At 70.2% G+C, this 21,353-nt stretch carries 18 protein-coding genes; 6 read left to right on the top strand and 12 right to left on the bottom strand.

Annotated features, from left to right (window positions below):
• The first annotated feature begins 148 nt into the window (after positions 1-148).
• Together ACFHWU_RS13245 and ACFHWU_RS13250 are read left to right on the top strand one after the other, a co-directional pair.
• The gene (locus tag ACFHWU_RS13245) at positions 149-736 is read left to right on the top strand and encodes a hypothetical protein (protein ID WP_416553890.1); all 588 of its coding nucleotides are present in this window, start codon (positions 149-151) and stop codon (positions 734-736) included.
• A gap of 90 nt (positions 737-826) precedes the next feature.
• Positions 827-1,075, top strand: a complete 249-nt coding sequence (locus ACFHWU_RS13250) for a hypothetical protein (protein ID WP_278172509.1) — start codon at positions 827-829, stop codon at positions 1,073-1,075.
• Positions 1,076-1,234: 159 nt separating this feature from the next.
• On the opposite strand, the gene ACFHWU_RS13255 is transcribed toward ACFHWU_RS13250, so the two are convergent.
• Entirely contained in the window at positions 1,235-1,444 is a 210-nt protein-coding gene (locus tag ACFHWU_RS13255; protein WP_007073996.1) for a BldC family transcriptional regulator, read from the bottom strand.
• Positions 1,445-1,733: 289 nt separating this feature from the next.
• Positions 1,734-2,582, bottom strand: a complete 849-nt coding sequence (locus ACFHWU_RS13260; protein WP_416553885.1) for a hypothetical protein — start codon at positions 2,580-2,582, stop codon at positions 1,734-1,736.
• Between the two features lie 172 nt (positions 2,583-2,754).
• Here ACFHWU_RS13260 and ACFHWU_RS13265 point away from each other — a divergent pair, with 172 nt between their 5' ends.
• Together ACFHWU_RS13265 and ACFHWU_RS13270 are read left to right on the top strand one after the other, a co-directional pair.
• Positions 2,755-3,873: a Glu/Leu/Phe/Val family dehydrogenase gene (locus ACFHWU_RS13265; protein ID WP_416553883.1), complete on the top strand. Its 1,119-nt coding sequence runs from the start codon at positions 2,755-2,757 to the stop codon at positions 3,871-3,873.
• A 318-nt stretch (positions 3,874-4,191) separates the two neighbouring features.
• On the top strand, positions 4,192-4,413 hold the full coding sequence (locus ACFHWU_RS13270; RefSeq protein ID WP_123606444.1) for a DUF3073 domain-containing protein: 222 nt from the start codon (positions 4,192-4,194) through the stop codon (positions 4,411-4,413).
• Between the two features lie 232 nt (positions 4,414-4,645).
• Here ACFHWU_RS13270 and amcA read toward each other — a convergent pair whose 3' ends face one another.
• The 5 genes from amcA to ACFHWU_RS13295 all read right to left on the bottom strand — a co-directional run bounded on the left by amcA (position 4,646) and on the right by ACFHWU_RS13295 (position 9,593).
• The gene (gene amcA, locus ACFHWU_RS13275) at positions 4,646-4,900 is read right to left on the bottom strand and encodes a multiple cyclophane-containing RiPP AmcA (protein ID WP_416553881.1); all 255 of its coding nucleotides are present in this window, start codon (positions 4,898-4,900) and stop codon (positions 4,646-4,648) included.
• The gene (gene amcB / locus ACFHWU_RS13280) at positions 4,872-5,978 is read right to left on the bottom strand and encodes a cyclophane-forming radical SAM peptide maturase AmcB (protein WP_416554073.1); all 1,107 of its coding nucleotides are present in this window, start codon (positions 5,976-5,978) and stop codon (positions 4,872-4,874) included. The genes amcA and amcB overlap by 29 nt, the downstream gene beginning before the upstream one ends.
• Before the next feature lie 190 nt (positions 5,979-6,168).
• Positions 6,169-7,338, bottom strand: coding sequence for a phosphoribosylformylglycinamidine cyclo-ligase (gene purM / locus ACFHWU_RS13285; RefSeq protein WP_416553879.1), 1,170 nt, complete (start codon positions 7,336-7,338; stop codon positions 6,169-6,171).
• A gap of 104 nt (positions 7,339-7,442) precedes the next feature.
• The gene (gene purF / locus ACFHWU_RS13290) at positions 7,443-9,029 is read right to left on the bottom strand and encodes an amidophosphoribosyltransferase (protein ID WP_233606602.1); all 1,587 of its coding nucleotides are present in this window, start codon (positions 9,027-9,029) and stop codon (positions 7,443-7,445) included.
• A gap of 210 nt (positions 9,030-9,239) precedes the next feature.
• The gene (locus ACFHWU_RS13295) at positions 9,240-9,593 is read right to left on the bottom strand and encodes a sterol carrier family protein (protein WP_416553877.1); all 354 of its coding nucleotides are present in this window, start codon (positions 9,591-9,593) and stop codon (positions 9,240-9,242) included.
• 157 nt (positions 9,594-9,750) lie between these two features.
• Here ACFHWU_RS13295 and ACFHWU_RS13300 point away from each other — a divergent pair, with 157 nt between their 5' ends.
• The gene (locus ACFHWU_RS13300; RefSeq protein WP_416590674.1) at positions 9,751-12,024 is read left to right on the top strand and encodes a carboxypeptidase regulatory-like domain-containing protein; all 2,274 of its coding nucleotides are present in this window, start codon (positions 9,751-9,753) and stop codon (positions 12,022-12,024) included.
• Between the two features lie 88 nt (positions 12,025-12,112).
• Here ACFHWU_RS13300 and purL read toward each other — a convergent pair whose 3' ends face one another.
• Genes purL through purS form a run of 3 tightly spaced genes read right to left on the bottom strand, consistent with a single transcriptional unit; the run spans position 12,113 to position 15,794 of the window.
• Positions 12,113-14,854: a phosphoribosylformylglycinamidine synthase subunit PurL gene (gene purL / locus ACFHWU_RS13305; RefSeq protein WP_416590675.1), complete on the bottom strand. Its 2,742-nt coding sequence runs from the start codon at positions 14,852-14,854 to the stop codon at positions 12,113-12,115.
• Complete coding sequence (gene purQ / locus ACFHWU_RS13310; RefSeq protein WP_416553871.1) at positions 14,851-15,534, bottom strand: phosphoribosylformylglycinamidine synthase subunit PurQ; 684 nt, start codon at positions 15,532-15,534, stop codon at positions 14,851-14,853. The genes purL and purQ overlap by 4 nt, the downstream gene beginning before the upstream one ends.
• On the bottom strand, positions 15,531-15,794 hold the full coding sequence (gene purS, locus ACFHWU_RS13315; protein WP_278172523.1) for a phosphoribosylformylglycinamidine synthase subunit PurS: 264 nt from the start codon (positions 15,792-15,794) through the stop codon (positions 15,531-15,533). The genes purQ and purS overlap by 4 nt, the downstream gene beginning before the upstream one ends.
• A 479-nt stretch (positions 15,795-16,273) precedes the next feature.
• Here purS and ACFHWU_RS13320 point away from each other — a divergent pair, with 479 nt between their 5' ends.
• Positions 16,274-16,948 carry a S1 family peptidase gene (locus ACFHWU_RS13320; protein ID WP_416553869.1) on the top strand — a complete coding sequence of 225 codons (675 nt, stop codon included), beginning with the start codon at positions 16,274-16,276 and terminating at the stop codon, positions 16,946-16,948.
• A gap of 116 nt (positions 16,949-17,064) precedes the next feature.
• On the opposite strand, the gene ACFHWU_RS13325 is transcribed toward ACFHWU_RS13320, so the two are convergent.
• Complete coding sequence (locus ACFHWU_RS13325; RefSeq protein ID WP_416553867.1) at positions 17,065-19,788, bottom strand: hypothetical protein; 2,724 nt, start codon at positions 19,786-19,788, stop codon at positions 17,065-17,067.
• A gap of 16 nt (positions 19,789-19,804) precedes the next feature.
• The gene (locus ACFHWU_RS13330) at positions 19,805-21,160 is read right to left on the bottom strand and encodes an SWIM zinc finger family protein (protein ID WP_416590676.1); all 1,356 of its coding nucleotides are present in this window, start codon (positions 21,158-21,160) and stop codon (positions 19,805-19,807) included.
• Positions 21,161-21,353 lie beyond the last annotated feature (193 nt).

Below are 21,353 nucleotides of genomic sequence, written 5' to 3' on the forward strand. Positions count from 1 at the left end.
ACCGGGCCGGTAGCAGATTGGGCCGGCGGTCGCCGGGCCCCGCCGGCTGGTCCGTCCTGCTGGCACTTTCTCGGGATCACAGGCAGGTCGCCGCTGCGTACGGTTTCCCTTGTCAGCGGCCAGGACGATCTGCGGAAGAGGCGGCAGGATGAGTGAGTGGGTCGATCCGGCCCTCGGTGACGAGGCAGTCGAAGCTGAACAGGGGCTGGGCCCGAGCGGCGGCCCTGGCCACGACGATGCCGGCTACGAGCCGTACGGCGACGGCCCTTACGGCGTCGAGCCGTACGGCGACGGTGGGTCCGACACGATCGTCCAGCACAATCTTGACGGCTCCACCGACGTGCTGGTCGACCGGGACGGGGACGGCCTCGCCGACGTGGTCCTGCACGACAGCGATGGCGACGGTCTGGCGGAGGCCGCGTACGTCGATGGCGACGGGGACGGTCGGCTGGAGAGCATGCTGCGCGACTTCGACGGCGACGGGCTGGTCGACGAGGTCAGCGCGGACACCAACGGCGACGGCTGGATCGACGTCGTCGCCACCGACACCGACGGTGACGGCCTGATCGACCAGGTGGCGGCCGACACCGATCACGACGGCCGGACGGACACCTGGGTTCAGGACACCGACTACGACGGTCGGGCGGACCAGACGCTGCGCGACGCCGACCAGGACGGCGTGCCCGAGACGGTGACCTATCTGCATCCGACGGTCAACCCGTACGCGACAAGGTGAGGCCGGGTCGCGCCCGGGTCGCGACCGGCCGGATGGCACTTTACTGTCGACATCCGCAGCTGTTGTGACTGAGCGATGGAGGGACCTGGGATGACCGAGGCACAGGAGTCGGTGGAGACGCGCGGTGACGATCGCGTCGATCTACTCAAGGCCGACACCAACAACGACGGGCAGACCGACGTCTGGGTGGTTGACACCGACGGGGACGGCAAGGCCGACATGTACCAGTTCGACACCGACGGAGACGGCAAGGTGGACATCACCATGGTCGATCTGGACGAGGACGGCACCCCGGACGAGGTGGTCGACGGCGACGGCGGGCACCCACCGGCGAGCTGAGTACGGTACGCATCGTGACGACGGCGGCCCGGCGGATCTCCGCCGGGCCGCCGTCGACGCAGTGCACCTCGACGTCCATGAAACAAGGGGCGGTGACCCCGGACGAGCCGAGATCACCGCCCCTTGGCGTAGCCGATGTCAGCCACTTGGAGAGGCCAGTCAATCACCCTGCCGCTGCTGGGGAATCTGCCCCTGCAGCAGGGCACGTACTTCCGACTCCCGGTATCGGCGGTGGCCGCCCAACGTCCGTATGGCGCTGAGCTTGCCGGCCTTCGCCCACCGGGTGACGGTTTTCGGGTCGACTCGGAACATCGACGCCACCTCGGCCGGCGTGAGCAACGGCTCTGGTTCGTGCGTACGCGATGCCATCAGTCACTCCTCCACAGTGCTATAGACATCGGCCGGGGTCCCGCCGGCCGACGCGTCTCCCATGGTCCGGCTAGTCCCCGATGTCCGACATGGGCCGAACGGCCGAACGTCCTTGGATGGACGGATGAGCAATGACCGATTTTTATCCCTTTTTTGTGACAGAACATACCATAATCGGACTCTTGATCACCGGTCGTGAACGGGTGATTACGAATCATATTCAGGATTCGCGGCAGAATCTGCGCCTGATACCCGGTGATTGAAACCGATTCGTCCCTCTGGTCGACCACTAGTTGCAGCGCTCCAGTAGCTGAACGGCACGCCATCGGGCAACCAGCTTCTCGTACGCCTCGCCGGCCGCCTCGGCGTCGCCCCGGCCGAGCGCCGCCAGCCCGGCGCTCACCAGACCCGGCGAATCGTCGGCCTCCAGCGTCTCGTCCGGCAGCAGCCGCACCAACCCACCGTAGTCAAGCTCCACCACCGACCGGGGATGAAACTCCTCGAGCCACCGGGCGCTCTCCTCCACCGCCTCGGTGATCGGCGCATCCCCCACCGACTTGCGCAACACCGACAGTCCGCGCGACGCCCGGCGACGGGCCTTGGAGATTTCGGTCCGATAGCGCAGCGCCCGACGCACGCCAGTGACGATCAAGTCACGCTCGGCCAGGTCTACGAAGACGAACCATCGCAACGGCACCCCCCAGGTGGCGGCCTGCTCATGCACCCGCGGCACCCCGTGCTCCAGTACCCGGGCCCCGCTGCGCCAGTCGTCGATCACCGCCCTGGCCTGACCGGCCAGTACCGGTGGGACGAACGCGTCGGCCAACACCGACGGGACACCGTCGCGCGCGCTCAACGCCGCCTCCGCTACCCGCACCCGCAGGTTCCACGGGCAGACCAGCAGCGTGTCGTCCGACTCCAGCACGTACGCCTCGTCCGGCAGGTCGGGCAGCCGGGTCCAGCCCGCGCCGAGTGCCTCGATCACCGCCGTCCGCTGCCGGCCCGGCCCTTCCAGCGGGCCGACCGCGCGGCCTTCCCGCACGTATCGGCGCCAGTAGACCTGACGCTCACGGTCGAACGCGGCCAGCGGCTCGTACACCCGCAGGTATGAGGCGAAGGAAGCGAAGAGGGACGGCACGGCGCGATCCTCCCACGAAACCGCACGACACCGCCCCGGCCGGGGGCAAACACCCCCGCAGCGGGCTGGTCCGTCGCGCTGCGGCCGATACTAGGCTCGGAGCCAGCAGGGCCCACGGCCCGGCGCACCGGACGCACCTCACGAGGGTGCCGACACCGTCTCAGGAGCAGACATGGGCGTCTTCACCACCACTGCCGGCCCCGGCACCGCCACCGGGCACGAACAGGTCGTCTTCTGCCAGGACCAGCCGACCGGGCTGCGAGCAATCATCGCCATCTACTCGACCGCGCTCGGGCCGGCGCTCGGCGGCACCCGATTCTACCCGTACGCCTCCGAGGCCGACGCCCTGCACGACGTGCTGGAGCTGTCCCGGGGGATGGCCTACAAGAACGCAATGGCCGGACTGGACCTCGGTGGCGGCAAAGCAGTCATCTGGGGCGACCCGGAGCAGCTCAAGACCGAGCCGTTGCTGCGCGCGTACGGCCGGTTCGTCGAATCGCTCGGCGGACGCTACTACACCGCCTGTGATGTCGGCACCTACGTGCCGGACATGGACGTCGTGGCCCGGGAGACCCGGTTCGCCACCGGGCGTAGCCGTGCGCAGGGCGGGGCCGGTGACTCCTCCGAGCTCACCGCCTGGGGGGTGTTCCAGGGCATGCGCGCCGCCGCCGAGCACCGCTGGGGTTCGGCCAGCCTCGCCGGGCGGCGAATCGGTATCGCCGGGCTCGGCAAGGTGGGCCGCTACCTGACCGGTCACCTGCTCGACGACGGAGCCGCGGTGGTGGCCACCGACGTCAGCGAACGGGCGGTGGACTGGGCCCGGAACACCTATCCGCAGGTCGACCTGGTGGACGACACCGACGTGCTGATCCGCCAGGAGATCGACGTCTACGCGCCCTGCGCGCTCGGTGGGGCGCTCGACGACGACACCGTGCCGGCGCTGCGGGCCGAGATCGTCGCCGGGGCCGCCAACAACCAGTTGGCCCACCCCGGCGTCGAGAAGCTGCTCGCCGAACGGGGCATCCTCTACGCCCCGGACTACGTGGTCAACGCCGGTGGGGTGATCCAGGTGGCCGATGAGGTGACCGGGGCGGCCACACCGTCGGCCAACGGCCGGTACGGGTTCGACTTCGACCGGGCCAAGGCCCGGGCGACCGGTATTTACCAGACCACCCGGGAGATCCTGCGCAGCGCCGACCGGGAAGGCGTACCCCCGGCGGTGGCGGCCGACCGGCTCGCCGAACGCCGGATGGCCGAGGTCGGTCGGCTGCGCGCGATCCATCTCCGGTGAGCGGCCGCCAACCCGAGCGCCGCCGTCCCGGGCGCTGACCCGCCGGTCCGCCCCGGGTGGCCGTCACCGGGCGTGTGGAGAATCACCCGTACGGGTCACGAGCGGCGGGGATCGGGCTCCTTACCCCGCCGCTGCCCGTGACGAATCCCGCCGCTGCCCGTGACGATGTCGGCCGCCGATGACGCGCGGGAGCGACCCGATGCAACCCGAGGTGCCGAACCTGGGTCCGCCCATGTACCGTAAGAGCCACGAGAGATGCCTGACGTCATCGGGGCCCGCCTTCGGGCTGCCCCGAATTCTGTGCGAGGGGGTCGAGCCATGGGGCGCGGCCGTGCTAAGGCCAAGCAGACAAAGGTGGCCAGGGAGCTGAAATACCACTCCCCGAACACCGACCTCGCCGCCTTGCAGCGAGAGCTCGCCGGCAGCGGCAAGTCGGACCGTGATTTCGACGACGAGTACGATCCGTACCTCGACGACGATGACGAGGACGACCCAGCCGACGACGACCGGGGTAACTGGACACCCTCATCGTCCCGCTGAGGGTCCGACTGATCAGAGCACGCGGTCAGTGTCCGCGTGCTGATTCATGTCGACGAGGACTCCGGCCCGGCTGGTCGCCGTACGTGTGTCGGAATGCCACCATCCGGTGGTGCCTACCCCGGCGGGGTAGGCACCACCGGATGTCGTCGCGCCAGGCGGGCGACTGATCGGTGCCGCCCTGCCCGGGGGACGGGTCCGGGCAGGGCGCCAGGTACGCGGCTGGTCGGAGCGGTCAACGGGGGCGGTTGTTCCAGTTGTAGAAGGTCGGGATGTTCTCGAAGTGGTTCCAGGCGCAGACCGCGCCGTCGGCACCGGCTACCTCGGCGCGACGCCGCCGGGCCTGTTCCGCTTCGGCGAGCAGCAGTTCCAGACCGTCCCGGACGGCGTACACCCGGTCCGCCATCTGATCGTCGCCACCTGCCTCGGCGACGGTGGCTCCCGGGGCTGCGCGGACCGGTTCAGGCCGCTGCCGGCTGGTCTCTGGCATGGGCCAACACTCCCTCCAGTAGATGGATCTTGCTGTTACGGCAGTGGTTGGTCTCCGTACCATCAAAACGCCCGTGTTCGAAGTAACGGTTGGCAGCGTGACCACCTCCGCAGAACCCGAAGTACGGGCAGGTGGTCCGGCATGCCTCGACGCCCGCCACGAACTCGGTGACCCAGGGTGTCCGTTCCGGCGTGGCGAGGATCTCGGCCAGCCCGCTAGCCAACACGTTCCCGCTGGTGAAGTCCCCGTACCGCGGGTCGGAGAAGCCGGCCAGCTCCGGCGAGAGCAGCACCACCGACCCGTCGTACCCGACGGTGGGAATCGGGTCGAGCTGGCGGGGCAGCACCTCGTCGGCCGTGCCGTCGAGTACGGCTGCCGCGTACCGCAGCGACCATTCCACCTCGCGTAGATGAATCCGCGGTGCCTGCCGCCAGGCTCCGACCAGTTCCGCCCAGAAGCCGGCGACGGCCCGGTCCGGCCAGCGGTTCGACCGGACGTTCACGCCCTCCGTCTCCTCGATGTTGACGCCCAGCACGTCACAGCCGAGGTCGAGGAAGAACCGGTACAGCTCGGTGGCCAGGCCCGGGCTCGGGTCGCTGACCACGCAGAGCGCCGAGAATTCGATCCCGTGCCGGCGTAGCGCCTCGACACCGCTCCGGATCTGGTCGTAGGCGGGCCGACCACCCCGGGTGTGCCGGCCGTCGTTTCGCGCCCGCGGGCCGTCGACGCTGACGCTGACCCGGATCCGGTGTTCCCGGAAGAACTCGCACCACGGGTCGTCGATCAAGGTCGCGTTCGTCTGCACGTGGTGTTCCACGTCGGCGCTGAACGGGCTGATCAGCGCCGCGAGGTGGTCCCGCCCGGCGGCCAACGGCTCACCGCCGTGCCAGACCACCGAGAACCGGCGTCCCTGCTGCGCGGCCCAGGTGTTCACCGGTCGGGCGACCGCGGCGGCCACCGGGACCGGCATCCGCCGGTTGGCCGCCCGCAGCGGCAGGTAACAGTAGCTGCAGTCCAGGTTGCACAGCGTGGTGGGCTGCATGACGACGTAACTCGGGACGGTCGCCACGCCGCGCATGCCGGTGGGGGCCGGCCGCCCCCCACCGGTCGGGTCCTGCCGGGTTTCGGCCCTGCTCATCCCCATCCTCCTGCCTGTGACGGATGTCGTTCCAGGCTAGGTGTCGGGGTCTGCCGAGGTGAATCGGCGGTACGGCCCGCCGGAGCGCGGCGGCGACGGCCCGCCGAGGTGACGCGGCAGCGGCCCGCTGTCAGCCTCGGGTGTGGTGACCGACCATCTGTACGGTGCCGGAGCCCTCGATGATGTCGCCGGCCTGCCAGGCCTCGATGCCGCTGCCGGTCAGGCAGGCGAGCGCCCGGTCGGCGTCCTGGGCGGAGACGATGGCGAACATGCCGACGCCCATGTTGAACGTCGACTCCATCTCGTTGTCCTCGATCCGGCCCTTCGCCTGCACCAGGTCGAAGATCGGCTGCGGCTTCCAGGTGGCGCGGTTGACCAGCGCGTCGACGTGCTCGGGCAGGATCCGTACCAGGTTTCCGGGGATGCCACCGCCGGTCACGTGGGCCAGGGCCCGGACCTCGCACTCCTCGATCAGCTTCAGGCAGTCCCGGGCGTAGATCTTCGTCGGGGTGAGCAGCTCCTCGCCCAGGGTCCGCTGCCGGCCGAAATCCTCGACCACCGTGTCCAGCCGCATCCGGCCGGCGCCGAGCAGCACGTGGCGGACCAGCGAGTAGCCGTTGGAGTGCAGACCCGAGGACCGCATCGCGATCACCACGTCGCCCACCTCGACGCGGTCCCGGCCGAGGATCTCGCTCTCCTCGACCACGCCGACGCCGGTCGCGGAGACGTCGTACTCGTCCGGCCGCAGCACCCCGGGGTGTTCGGCGGTCTCGCCGCCGAGCAGCGCGCAGCCGGCATACCGGCAGCCATCGGAGATGCCGGCGCCGATCTCGGCGACCTTGTCCGGCACGACCTCGCCGCAGGCGATGTAGTCGAGCAGGAACAGCGGCTCCGCCCCGCAGGCGACCAGGTCGTCGACCACCATCGCGACCAGGTCGATGCCGACCGTCTCGTGGATGTTCATCTGCTGGGCGATGACCAGCTTGGTACCCACCCCGTCGGTCGACGAGGCCAGGATCGGCTGCCGGTACTTCTGCACGTCGAGCCGGAAGAGCCCGGCGAAGCCGCCGATGTCGCCCATCACCTCGGGCCGGGTGGTCTTGTGCACCTTCGACTTGAGCAGCTCGACGGCGCGCTCACCGGCGTGGATGGAGACGCCGGCGTCCGCGTACGTCACCGTGCGTTTGCGGCCGGACCGGCCGGCGCTGGCCGTCCACGGCTGGCGGTTGACCGTCCGGGCGCCGGAGTCGTCGGCGGGCGGGCCGACGTCCGCGCTGCCGCGCTCAGTCACGTGCGTCACGGTTCTCCCCTTTGTGCTTCTCGCGGCGAGGCCGCGTCGGGTAGCTGTCGAGGATCGCTCGACTCGGGCTGCCGGTCGGACGACCGAGGCCGGTCCGGCCGGTGCTACGGGCGGTGCAGGGCCTCGGGGCCGCCAGTGCTGACAGCGAACCGTTGAGCGCCCGGGCCGGTCCGGTCGCCGCCGGCCTGATAGTCCTGCTCGGTGATGTCCCCCGGATGGCCGACCCCGCCAGCGACCCGGCGGTCCACACCTTCGAGCACGTGCTTGCCGATCAGATTGCCAGCTGGCAACTCGATCGGGTACTCCCCATCGAAACATGCCCGACACAATCGTGTCTTCGGCTGCTCGGTTGCCGCTATCAGACCGGCAAGCGAGACATAACCGAGAGTATCCGCACCGATGGACCGGCGTATACCCTCTGTGTCCAGCCCGTTGGCCAGCAGTTCAGCCCGGGTGGCGAAGTCGATGCCGTAGAAACACGGCCAGCTCACCGGCGGTGACGAGATGCGTACGTGCACCTCCAGAGCACCCGCCTCGCGCAGCATCCGCACAATTGCCCGCTGGGTGTTGCCCCGCACGATCGAATCGTCGACCACCACCAGGCGCTTGCCGCGGACGTTCTCGCGCAGCGGGTTGAGCTTCAACCGGATGCCGAGCTGACGCAGCGTCTGGGAGGGCTGGATGAACGTACGGCCGACGTACGAGTTCTTCATCAGGCCGGCGCCGTAGGTGATGCCGGACTGCTCGGCGTAGCCGATCGCGGCCGGCGTGCCCGATTCCGGCACCGGGATCACCAGGTCCGCCTCGACCGGGTGCTCCCGGGCCAGTCGGCGGCCGATCTGCACCCGGGCGGCGTGCACGTTCCGCCCGGCGATGGTGGTGTCCGGGCGGGCGATGTACACGTACTCGAACAGGCAGCCCTTGGGCTCCGGCGGGGCGAACCGGGCCGACCGCAGCCCGTGCTCGTCGATGGCGATCAGCTCGCCCGGCTCCACCTCGCGGACCACGGTGGCGCCGACGATGTCCAGCGCGGCGGTCTCGCTGGCGACCACCCATCCCCGCTCCAGCCGGCCGAGCACCAGGGGCCGGACGCCGTGCGGGTCGCGCGCCGCGTACAGCGTGGTCTCGTCCATGAAGACGAAGCTGAACGCGCCCCGCAAGGTCGGCAGCACCTCCAGCGCCGCGGCCTCGACCGACAGGTCCGGGCGGCTGGCCAGCAGGCTGGTGACCAGGGCGGTGTCCGAGGTCGAGCCGTCACCGGACAGCCCTCGGTCGACCACCTCGCGGGCCAGCTCGGCGGTGTTGACCAGGTTGCCGTTGTGCGCCAGGGCGATCGTCGTGCCGGCGCTGGTCGCCTTGATCGTCGGCTGGGCATTTTCCCAGGTCGAGCCGCCGGTGGTGGAGTAGCGGGCGTGCCCGATGGCGAGGTGACCGCGCAGGCTGGCCAGGGTCGGCTCGTCGAAGACCTGGGCCACCAGGCCGAGATCCTTGTAGACCACCACGCCGGAGCCGTCACTCACCGCAATCCCGGCGGCCTCCTGACCCCGGTGTTGCAGGGCGTAGAGACCGAAGTAGCTGAGCTTCGCGACCTCTTCCCCCGGTGCCCACACGCCGAATACGCCACAGGCGTCCTGCGGACCGGGTCGTTGGGGATCAAGATCGTGACTCAACCGGCCGTCGCCTCGAGGCACCTGCCGCTCCCTCGTACTGGTCTGCACTGACGCCTGGCCTGCATGTGGCCTGCACGCCTCAGCGCGGGGTGTCACCGGACTACCGTCGCCGAACAGTGTACGCGAGGTTCCGGTTGGCCCAGTGTGCTCCATTTGGCCCCACACCCGCCGGGTGTCCACCGCAGTCAGCCGGGTGACCGCCGCAGCTGGCTGGCAAATCGCCAGCCCGCCTCACAGCGGCAGGTACGGGGATATATCGGACCTCGGACCACTCGCGGAGATTTGTCCATCCAGCACGGCCGAGGCCCAGTCGAGCTCGCCGGTCGCCAGCAGCACCCAGGTCACCGGGTCGATCTCCACCACGTTCGCGGGGGCGCCTCGGGTGTGTCGCGGCCCGGCTACACACTGAATTGCACCGTAAGGTGGGACACGGACCTCCACCGATCGGCCCGGCGCTCGCTCGGCCAGCGCCGCCAAGAGCAGGCGGACCGCATCGCGTAGCTGCACACGGGCGGGGACGGCACCGGCGGCCAAAGCGTCCCGCACGGCGGCGACCGTAGTGAACTTACTGTACGGAGAGGACACATCGGGACGATACGACTAGCTCCGGTGCCAGTGGCTCCCGCCCCTGGGTCGCGCACATCCGTCTCGGCAAGGCATAGTTGCCGACGGTGTACTCGTCACGGGTGACCCCTGCCCGAATCCTGGTGCGGGGGAAGGATCAAACCGGAAGGCGGTGGACGTGACAACACACCTACGAGCCTGGCTTTCGCGGGCCGGTGTTGTCGCAGCGCTGGCTGCCGTCGCACTAGTCGGCCTGCCCGCCGCGCCAGCGGCCGCCGAGGCACCCACAGTCACCATCCGCAGCCTCTCCAACGCCAACCTCAGCTCCGGTGGCCGGGCCACCCTCGAATTCGAGGTCCGCAACAACAACCCGGCGGGCGAAGAGGTGGAGGGCGGGACCTCCTTCAACATCCGGGTCGCCACGAACATCAACGAGCTCCGGTGCGAAGGGCAGTGCGACTTCACCGACACGATCGACCGGGGCGCGAGCAAGACCTACACGGTCGAGCTGATCGCCGGCAACCTCGGGACCAACCAGAACCGCAACGGCCGGGTGGAGATCGTCGCCGTCGTCGACGGGGAGAACGGCCGGGTCCAGCGCGACGTCTCGGTCCGCGGGCCGCAGGAGGCGCCCCGGGTCAAGGAGGTCGCCGGCAAGGTCACCGACGTCTCCACCGGTGAACCGATCGAAGGCGCCGTGGTCGTGATGAGCGACTCGCAGAGCAACAGCTACGACACCACCACCAACGGCAACGGCAACTACCGGTTCACCTCCAGCAACGACCGGCCGATCGTCCCCGGCGACATCCGGATCGCAGCGACCGCCGACGAGTACAACGACAGCGACGTGAAGGTCGTCACCGCCGCCGCCGGGCAGTCGATCACCGTCGACCGGATCACCCTGAAGTCGAACGTGGAGCCGACCCCGTCGGCCACTCCGGAGGCGACCCCGTCGGCGACCGCCGAGGCGACCCCGAGCGGCGCGGCCACCGAAGCCCCACCGATCGACACCCAGAACCTGGCGAACGAGAGCAGCGGCGGGGGGATGGGCTCCTGGCTGCTGATCATCATGGGCGGCCTGCTGGTCGCGCTCGGTGTCGGGGCCATCGTGCTGCTGCTGGTGCGGCGCAAGGATGGCGACGTCGACGACGACCCAGAGCCGGCCGACGACGACCCAGCTGACGGGCGGGCCGCACTGCCGGGCAGTCGCGGCGTCTACCACGGTGCCGACGACGCGACCCGGGTGGCGATGCCGCCGATGCCGCCCGGCCCGGTCTCCGACGCCACGATGGTGACCCGGCCGTCGCTATCGGACGCGCCGACGATGCTGCACCAGATGCCACCGATCAAGGACGAGTTCCCCGACCCGTACGGTGCTCCGCCGCCGCCCGGTCCGAACCCACCGGCCGGGCCCGAGCCACGGTACGGCGCGGACCAGCGCCCGGGCTGGGGTGGACCGCCGACCCAGCCCGGCTACGGCTCCGACCCCGCCGGTGCCACCAGCGTTTACGGCGCGGTTCCCGGCGCCGACCAGCCGGGTGGTGGGGCCGGGTCCGGCTACGATGGACCGGGCGGTGCGGCCCGCTCCGGCGGGACCTACGGCGGCAGTCAGTACGGCGGCAACGCCCCGTCGTCGGGGGCACCCGGCACCTACGGCACCCCGCCCTCGTCCGGCGGCCCGTACGGCGAGCCGGCCGGTCGGCCGCCAGCCGACGAGGCCGGCGGCTACCGCGGTGGCCAAAGCTACGGCGACGCCGGCGGCGCAGGCTACTCCGGCGGCAGGTACGGAGCGGACTCCGCCGGAGGGTACGGCACCGATCGTTACGACGAGCCGACCGGGCGCTACGAGCCGGGCAGCTACGGGCAGTCCGGCCCACCGTACGAATCCGCCGGTTACCCCGGCCCGGATCAGGGGCGCGGCGACGTGCCGCCACCACCGCGTGGTCCGGAGCCGCCGCAGCCCGGCTACCGGGGCGGCAGCCCCGGTTACGGGCCGGATGGCGGTGGTTACGGCGCGAGTGCGGGCTACGGCGGAAGCTACGGAGAAAGCCCGCCCCAGGCCGGCGGTTACCCCGACGCGGGCTACCCGGGCGGTGACTACGGTGGCGACCGGGGCAGTGGATACGGCTCCGACCAGGGCTACGGGTCACCGGACTACGGCCCCGGCGGGTCGGCGGGCTACGAGTCCGGCCGGGAACCGGGCGGGTACGGCCCCCCAACCGGTGGCGGCTACGACCAAGGTGGCGGCTACCCGCCTGGGGGCGGCTACGACGACCGCCGCGTCCCTGACCAACGGGGCGGCTACGACCAGCAGATGCCGTACGGACAGCAGCCCTACGACCAGCAGCCCTACGGCGCCGAGCAGCCGCCTGGCGACCAAACTCGGCACGGTGCCACGCCGCAGGCCGGCAACCGGGGTGAGCGACGTTCCCTCGACTGGCTCGACGACTGACGGCTACTCGACGCCACATCGATGAGATGGGCCGGACCCGATCGGGTCCGGCCCATCTCATCGGTGAGTCAGTCTGCCGTCCGCCCGGTCAGCTCTGGTTCTTCGGCTTGCCGGCGGACGGGTCGGGGCGGTCCACCGGCTGAGCCGCGTCGTCGGCGGTCGCGTCGTCGGCGGTCGCGTCGTCGGCCACCGTTTCCTCGGCCGCCGCTACGCCGCCGCTGTCTGCCGCTTCCTCGGCTACCGCCTCGCTGTCGGTGACTGCTTCCGTCTCCCGCTCGGTCACCGCGGCAGCAGGTTCGGTCACCGCTTCGGCTTCGTCGCTGTCCGGGTCGACGTCCACCGTCGCCGTGGTCTGCTCCGGCGTACCGGCCGGGGCGTCAATCGCGACCGCCTCGCTGGCCAACACCCCGACGGCGTCCGGATCCTGCGGGTCCGCCGGCACGTTACGCGGCCCCACCGCGCTGAATAGCGCCGGCAGGGTACCGGTGTGGGCACCGCGCAGCTCGTCCAGGCCGACGCTGAACTGGTCGCGAACCTCCAGCAGCCGGGCCGCCGGGTCGGTCACTCCGATCATGGTCCAGGGCAGTCCGTGCTCCACGCAGAGCGCGGTGAACGCCTTCTCATGCCCGCGCGGCACGGCAACCATGGCCCGCCCCGCCGACTCGCTGAACAGGAACACGAACGGCATCGAACCGTCGCTGAACTCCGGCGGCAACGCGATCCGCGCCCCGATCGACCGGCGCAGGCACGCCTCGACCAGTGCCTGGGCGAGCCCGCCGTCGGAAAGGTCGTGGGCCGAGGTGATGTGCCCTACCCGGGCCGCCGCCCCGATCACGGAGGCCAGCACCCGCTCCCGGTCCAGGTCGGCCTTGGGCGGCGTACCGCCGAGGTGCCGGTGGGTGACCCAGGCCCACTCCGATCCGGAGAGTTCCAGCTCGGTCTCGCCGAGCAGCATGATCAGGTCACCGTCGCTGTGTGACGGCGGGACGAAGCCCATCGGGACGCGCTGCGCCACGTCGTCGAGCACCCCGAGCACACCGACCACCGGGGTGGGGTGGATCGCGGCGGCACCGGTCTGGTTGTAGAAGCTGACATTGCCGCCGGTCACCGGGATACCGAGCTCGGCGCAGCCGTCGGCGAGGCCGCGAACCGCCTCGGCGAACTGCCACATCACGCTCGGGTCCTCGGGGGAGCCGAAGTTGAGGCAGTTGGTGACCGCCACCGGGCGGGCACCGGTCACCGCCACGTTGCGGTACGACTCGGCAAGGGCGAGCTTCGCCCCCTGGTACGGGTCGAGCCGGGCGTACCGGCCGTTGCCGTCGACCGACAGGGCGACACCGAGGCCGCTCTGCTCGTCGATCCGGATGACCCCGGCATCCTCGGGCTGGGCCAACACAGTGTTGCCTAGCACGTACCGGTCGTACTGCTCGGTCACCCAACTGCGGTCGCACAGGTTAGGCGAGGCGATCATCCGCAGCAGGGTTTCCCGCAGCTCGTCCGGGGTGCCGGGGCGGGGCAGCGTCTCCGCCCGGTCGGCCTGCAACAGGATCAGGTCCGCCGGCTCGCGCATCGGCCGGGCGTAGACCGGGCCGTCGTCGGCCAGCGACCCCGGCGGTACGTCGACCACCACATGGTCACGCCAGCTGATCACCAGCCGCCCAACTCGACCGTCCGACTCGGCCGGGGTGACCTCACCGATCGCGGTGGCCAGCACGCCCCACTTTTCCGCGGTGGCGAGCACCGCGTCGAGCTGCGCCGGCTCGACGATCAGCAGCATCCGTTCCTGCGACTCGCTGGCCAGGATCTCGTGTGGCTCCATCGACGGCTCACGCAGCGGAACCCGATCCAGCCAGACCCGCATGCCGGTGCCGGCCGCAGCGGCGGTCTCGGTGAGCGCGCAGGTCAGGCCGGCGCCGCCGAGGTCCTGAATGCCGACGACCAGCCCGGCGTCGTACAGCTCCAGGCACGACTCGATCAGCAGCTTCTCCATGAACGGGTCGCCGACCTGCACCGACGGGCGGCGCTGCTGGCTGGCGTCGTCGAAGGTGGCGCTGGCCAGCACCGACACCCCGCCGATGCCGTCCCGGCCGGTCTTGGCCCCCAGCAGCACCACGACATTGCCAGCCCCGGCGGCGGCCTTGTTCTGCAGCCGGTCCACCGGCAGTACGCCGAGGCAGAGCGCGTTGACCAGCGGGTTGCCCTGGTAGCAGGGGTCGAAGACGACCTCGCCGCCGATGTTGGGCAGGCCCAGGCAGTTGCCGTAGCCGCCGACCCCGGCGACGACGCCGGGCAGCACCCGGGCCGTGTCCGGGTGGTCGGCGGCGCCGAACCGCAGCGGGTCCATCACGGCGACCGGGCGGGCACCCATGGCGAGGATGTCGCGGACGATGCCGCCGACGCCGGTGGCCGCACCCTGGTACGGCTCGACGAAGCTGGGGTGGTTGTGCGATTCGACCTTGAAGGTGACGGCGAGGGTGTCGGAGACCCGGATGACACCGGCGTTCTCCCCGATGCCGGCGAGCATCAGGTCGCTGGCCGGGGCCTTCTCGCTGAACTGCCGCAGATGCACCTTGCTCGACTTGTAGGAGCAGTGCTCGCTCCACATGATCGAGTACATGGCGAGCTCGGACTGGGTCGGCCGACGGCCGAGGATCTGCTGGATCCGCTCGTACTCGTCGTCGCGCAGCCCCAGCTCGGTGTACGGCTGCAGCTCATCAGGTGTGTCGGTGGCGCGTTCGACGGTGTCCGGGCCACCGGCGTACCGGTCGACCGGTACGCCGAGGTCGGTCGCTGCCGGGCCGGCGGCGGCGGCCTCCGACTGGGTGGTCATGCCGGCACTCCCGCGAGGTGCTTGAGGATGGAGGTGAAGAAGCCAAGCCCGTCCCGGGACGGACCGGTCAGGTCCTCGACGGCGTGCTCCGGGTGGGGCATCAGCCCGACGACGTTGCCGGCGGCGTTGGTGATGCCAGCGATGTCGCGCAGCGAACCGTTGGGGTTGCCGCCGACGTAGCGGGCCACCACCCGGCCGGTCGATTCCAACTCGTCGAGGGTCTGTTCGTCGGCCACGTAGCAGCCTTCGCCGCTCTTGAGCGGGACGAGGACTTCCTGTTTCGGAGAGAACGCGTTGGTGAACGCGGTCCGGGCGGTCTCGACGCGAAGCATCTGGTCCCGGTTGCGGAAGTGCAGGTGCTGGTTGCGGGTGAGCGCGCCGGGCAGCAGGTGAGCCTCGCAGAGGATCTGGAAGCCGTTGCAGATGCCGAGCACCGGCAGGCCGTCACCAGCGGCGGCGACGATCGACTGCATGACCGGGGCGAACCGGGCGATGGCTCCGCAGCGCAGATAGTCGCCGTACGAGAAGCCACCGGGCAGCACCACAGCCTGGACCTCGCGCAGATCGGCGTCGCCGTGCCACAGTCGGACCGGCTCCCCACCGGCGAGCCGCACCGCGCGGGCGGCGTCGCCGTCATCGAGCGAGCCCGGGAAGGTGACCACACCGATCCGGGCGCTCATGACGGATCACCGGCTGTCTCAGGCTGCTCAGCCAGCCGGACCTGGTAGTCCTCGATGACCGGGTTGGCCAGTAACTTGTCCGCGATCTCACGAGCCCGATCCAGGTCGGGCTCGCCGGCGAACTCGATCTCGATCCGCCGGCCGATGCGCACCGCCGAGACGTCGCTGACACCGAGCCTCGGCAGCGCGTTCGCGACAGCCTGACCCTGAGGATCGAGAATTTCCGGCTTGAGCATGACGTCGACGACGACGCGAGCCACGTGGCACTCCTGACCGTGTACGCGTTGGGGGTGCCGGCCTCGAACGGGCCGCGCACCCCTCAGCCTACCTGGTGGCACCGGGTACGACGCACCGGCGGTCGAAGAGCCGAATCGGTGATCGGGCCACAAATCAGCCACGAACCGATAACGACGACATCGGTCACCGCCGACGGACCGGCTCATCGGCGGACCGCGCGCCCACGAACGGCCTGCCACACCCGGCTGGCGACCACCGGCCGACACGACGCGGGCAGCGCGGGGCCCCGAGGGGCGCGGGACGCCGTCGCGGGACATCAATGCATCGTATGACTTCGATTTGATCCTTGTAGATGACCATCGGAGCGCTTAACGTCATTCGTCAAACGCCCGGTGACGACCTTCGGACGGGCGCTGTAACAAACTCCGCTGCCGGATACCCGTCCGGCGGCGTGGCTCACCGACCCGTACCCCGGGTTGTTCCCTCGGAAGGAGCCCCACCCATGCGCGTTCGTCTGGCTGCGGCAGCAGTAGCCACCACCCTGATCGGCCTGCTGGCCACGCCAACTGCGGCGACGGCCGCACCGGAGGAGATCATCGGCGGCGGGACGGTATCGTCCGCCCCATGGGCCGCCGCGGTCTTCAGCAACGGCTCGTTCACCTGTTCCGGCAGCATCATCGCCTCCAACTGGGTGCTCACCGCGCGGCACTGCGTCAGCGGATCCATGTCGGTCCGGATCGGCAGCGTCAACCGCTCCTCCGGCGGCGTCACCCGTACGATCAGCTCCGCGTACGGCCGCTATGACCTGGCGCTGCTCTACTTCTCCAGCCCGGTCAGCACCAGCTACGTGACGCTGTCCAGCAGCTACCCGCCGGTCGGCTCGACCAACAGCATCTACGGCTGGGGCATGACCTGCTACAGCGGCTGCGGCGCGTCGACCCAGCTCAAGACCGCCTCGGTCCGGGTGACCAGCACCAGCGTCAGCGACGCGTACGGTGGCCGGGCGATCCGCAGCACCCGGATCAACGGCAACGCGTGGCGCGGCGACTCGGGCGGCCCGCAGTTCTACAACGGCCAGCAGGTCGGCGTCGCCTCCACCGCCAACGGCGTCAACATCCAGAACTACGGCAGCGTGGCGTACAACCGGTCCTGGATTCGGTCGGTAGCCGGCGTCTGACCCGAGCTGAACCTGGTCTGGAACCGACTGGTGCTGACGCGCGACGGCGCGGACCCCGTGGACAGATCACGGGGTCCGCGCCGCCGTGCTCTCACCGACTGTGCGGCATCCGGTCGCTACCGACGGGTGCCGGCGAGCGCCGCCACCAGCGCTCGGGCACTCTTGACCAGCTCGCTCGACCCACGACGCGCCGCCACGGTGGTCACCCGCGGAATCTCGCCGCTCGCCCCGCACCGCAGCACGCACTCCACCGCAAGGGTCAGCAACTTCCCTACCCCCCGCGCCACCGGTTCGCCTTCGAGCAGGCCGGGGAGCGCGCCTCGACACACCGACCACACCGTGGCGTACGCACCGGTAGCGGCCATCTCCCTCAGAGTCTCGATTGCCCGGCTGAGAGTCACAAACGAATACCCCTCGGGACCAAGCTTCACGATCTGCCGGCCGAGCAGTTCGCCGTTGAGGTCACCGCGGGCAGCCAGGACCAGGATCGCGTCAATCGCCGCCGCGCGTTCCCGAGGACGGTCGGCGTCCATGGCCAGCGCGAGTCTGAGATGCAGGGCGAAATCGGCCGGGCCGCCCGACTCGGCCAGTTGCGGAAGCAGACGCATCCAGGCCCGCCTGTCCCGCTCCGTGTAGGGCTCACGAGCGCTGTAGTCGTAGTAGCAGTTCGCCACCCTGTCCCGGTGGTGCGGCAACGTGGCCACCCAGGCCGCCAACTGGTTGCGGCACTGCCGATCCCACCTCGTGCCGGTACGGAAGAGCCGCTCGGCGTCGGCCGGTAGTTGTAGATCGGTCACGGCCCCGGGCAGGTCGATCAAGTTGTGCACGATGTTGAAGGCACTAATTTTTTCCCAGTCGTCCGGTGTCGACGGCTGATGCGGGTAGCCGCCGGCCCGTAGCCAGCTGGACAGGCGGCGACCGGCGTCGCCCGGCAGCCTCTCGGCCGCATCGATGATCTGCTCGTCGGTGGTGGGAATGACCCGCAGCAGGGCCTGACTAAGATCGACCGATCGCGCGGCGATGCCACGCTCGGCATACCCCGTCAGGCGCTCCACGAGTACCGCCGCGTCGAGGGCTCCGGTGGCGTCGGTCGGGACCGCCAGCAGGTACGGAAGGTCACCGGCGCGTACCGCCCCGGCGGCCTCCCGAATACGTGCGGCGAGCAGCTGACCTGGAGGCGAGAACTCGCCGCGGCAACAGCAGCAGCGCGCAACGAGCCAGTCGTCGTCTGGCACCGCTCCGGTCACCGCCTGGACGACGACCCACAGGTGTACGGGTGTGCAGTCACTCGGCCGTCCCGGTACCCGCCGCACGACGGGGGCCAGCGCTGCGGCGAGTCCGACCCGGTCGCGGACCGAGTGGCGGACGAGTCCGTCGAGCGCCTGTTCGAACACCACGATGTCCGGGCTGCCGGCCAGCACGGCGGCTACATGTTCGGCGACCTCGGCGGGCGTGCCGAGCGGTTCCGGCACCGCAGTGGGCGCCTCGACCAGCGGCAGCGTCTCGACGTACGGCTCGTCGCGCCGCGCCACCGGTCCGAACAGGTCAGCGGCCTGCGCGGACAGTGCGGGCGTCAACCGGGCCGCCGCTGCCGCAAGGGCAGTCCGGATCGGCTCGTCGGCACCGGCGTGCTCCGCCGCCGACGCGGTATCCAGATGCCGGGCGACCACCTTGAGCGCCTGCTCCTGCAGAGCGATGTCCGGATGTCCGAACGCCAGAGCTGCCGATCGCACCAGCTGGCCGGCTCGTGCCGGGTCTCGTCGCGCTGTCCGGTCGAGCCACGTCAGGTGCGCCCGGATGAGCTTCTTGTCCGCTCGGCGAAGGAGTCGTCGGGTCGTTTCGGTGACCAGCTCCGGCTCGATCAGGCCGGCCTCGTCAAGCTCGGCGAGGCGGACCCGGGCGTACTCGGCCACCGGAACCCACAGGTCCAGAAAGGTGAGATAGTCGCGGCCCACTGCGGCATGTTGCGCCAAGGTGGGTGGCATATCGTCGACCATCTCCAAACGACGGCGCAGTACGCTGCGTTCGCTCGTCTGCCGGACCTGCTCCAGCCACTCTTGCAGCCTTTCGGACCAGTACGCCGCCGCCAGCGCACGCCACCGCGGATCATCAGCGATCAACCGCACCAGCGCCTTGTCCCCCTGCGGCGAGCAGAGATCGCCGTTGTCGACTCGGCGGAAGATGAGGTCGACGACGTAGTCCCCGCTGATGAGGCCAGCTTCGATGAGTTCGGCCTGTGCCGAGTCCGACATATAGTAATATGGTTCTTTCTCGACGATGGGCAGCAGGACCGGCGTGAGTGGGTCGTTTCGCATCCGCTCACCGAACGTCGCGCCGGGCGGGTTGGGGACCAGATCCGGGTCCCCGCCGTACCACCGGGCTGAGAGCCAGTTGAGCAGGAACGGGTGGGAGGTCGGCGGGGGGCAGCCGGTGCGCCGGATCAGGTAGTCGGCAAGCGGGAAGAGTTTCCTTGCGCTGTCGATCGCGGCAACCAGCTCGGTCTGCTGCTCGGCCGTCCAGTGGTCGACCACCTCGACCACCCACCGGTGCGGCCCAGCGGTCTTGTTCTTGTCGTCCTCCCAACTGATGTCAGCCTTCTGGCAGTAGTGGTTCTCCATCCGGGTGAGCCATTTTCCGGCTGTGCTGGGGTCGGGTTGCGCGGCGAATTCGGCGGCGAGGCGCGCGAACCGCTCCGGCTGAGGCAGTTTCTCCCACTTGTGACACAGCAGTGCCGTCCGGAACTCGGCGAGCGTCTCGGCATGTCCGGCGCGCTGCGCCGGGGTGAGATTTCTCATCGCCCGGCCCACCCCGGCCACGTCACCAGCGACGATCCGGTCCATTATGTCCACTGTAGCCTCACATCGAGTTCGTGGTGATACGGGCGGCGAGCACGTGCTTGCACGGCCCCCGTCCGCCCTGGTACTTCGCCCACCAGAGGCAGGTGCAGCTCGCCCCGGCACCGGCACCGGCACCGAACCGTACGGTGTGGATCTCCTTGCCCTTACCGACGGTCGCCAACCCGTCGGCGATCGTGACGGCACCGGCGGCGACCAGCTTGCGCGCTGCCCGCAGCCGCGGATTGAGCCCTTCGACCTGCTGCGGTCGGTACGGCAGGTCGCGGTGGAAGTGCGACTGCTCGGCGAGGTCATAGCCGACCTGACCTGCCGTGCCCAGGGTGGTCAGGGCTGCCCGGACCCGGTGTGACGGCAGGTCCGCCATCCGGGCCAGCTGGTCGACATCGATCGTCGGGTCCCAGGCCAGCAGCGCGGACACCAGGGCGGCGTCCTCGGTCGCCGTCGAAGTGGCCAGATCGTCGAGCACCCCGCCCTCGCCGGAGAAGCCCCGTGCCGCCGCCGGCGAGAGCATCAAGGTCAGCCGCATCCCCGGCAGCCGTGCCTCCCACGCGACGGGCCCGAGGGTTCCGTCGGCTGGGGCGTAGATCCGGACGGCGTCCGCGTACGGCAGGACCGGCCACAGCGTGGTCAGCCGCTCGACGCCGGGCAGGCCGATCGTGCCCGGTCCGGGGCGGGTGGCCGGGCGCAGGCCGCGGCCGGTCGCGCTCACCCAGTGCGTGGTGCCGATGACTGACCGGGTGGTAGGGCGTGGCGCTGCCCGCAGGACCGCCTCCGCGTCCGCCGGCGGCACCTCCGCCCGCAGGCTCAGCCCGGTGGCCAGCACCTGCGCCTCGGCGAAGCCGCGCACCCACCGCGACGGCAGGGGTACCTGCTTTTCCACGTACCGCCCGTCGAGCGTCGTGACGGCAACCTCGTCCGCCCCGACGAGCAAGTGCAGCGGCGTGGCAGCACCGACCCGGTTGAGCGCTCGGCGGAAATCCGAGTTGACGTCGACGTTGGTGGTGCCGTGCCGGATCACCTCGCCGTCCAAGCCGTCGTCGAGGATGTCGAGGCGGGCGTAGACCCCACAGCATCCGGAGAAGGACTCGATCCGCAGCCGGTCGCCGTTGGCCGTGACCACCGGGTCCAGCGAGGCGGCGAGCTGTGGCCGGTAGTAACGCGTCGCCGCCACGTCGGCGACGACGAGGAACGCGGTCGCGGCAGCGACGGGGGCGGTAAGGAAACCTGTGAACAGCTGCGGATGCGTCACCGGGCCCTCGGGGGTCGCCCCGCCGGATGTCTCCAGCAGCATGGTCAGCCTGCCTGCATCTCCCTGGAGGCGGGAGAGCCCACGGTACGCGTAGTCGTAGTCGGACACGGCGGCAATCCTGGCAGGAGTGCCCAGAACCGCCCAGTAGCCCCAACCAGCTAAGAAACGGATGAACTGCCGTTTCGTTGGCGAGGAGGGCCGTCGCTCCGCGGCCGTGGATCCTCTATTCCCGGCAGTTGACTAGGGCGTGTATCAAAGTCGGTCACAGCCACTCGTTGATCGCCGCGACCTGCACGGTCGC

The organism is Micromonospora sp. LOL_015 (assembly GCF_048060275.1).
Classification (GTDB): Bacteria; Actinomycetota; Actinomycetes; order Mycobacteriales; family Micromonosporaceae; genus Micromonospora_E.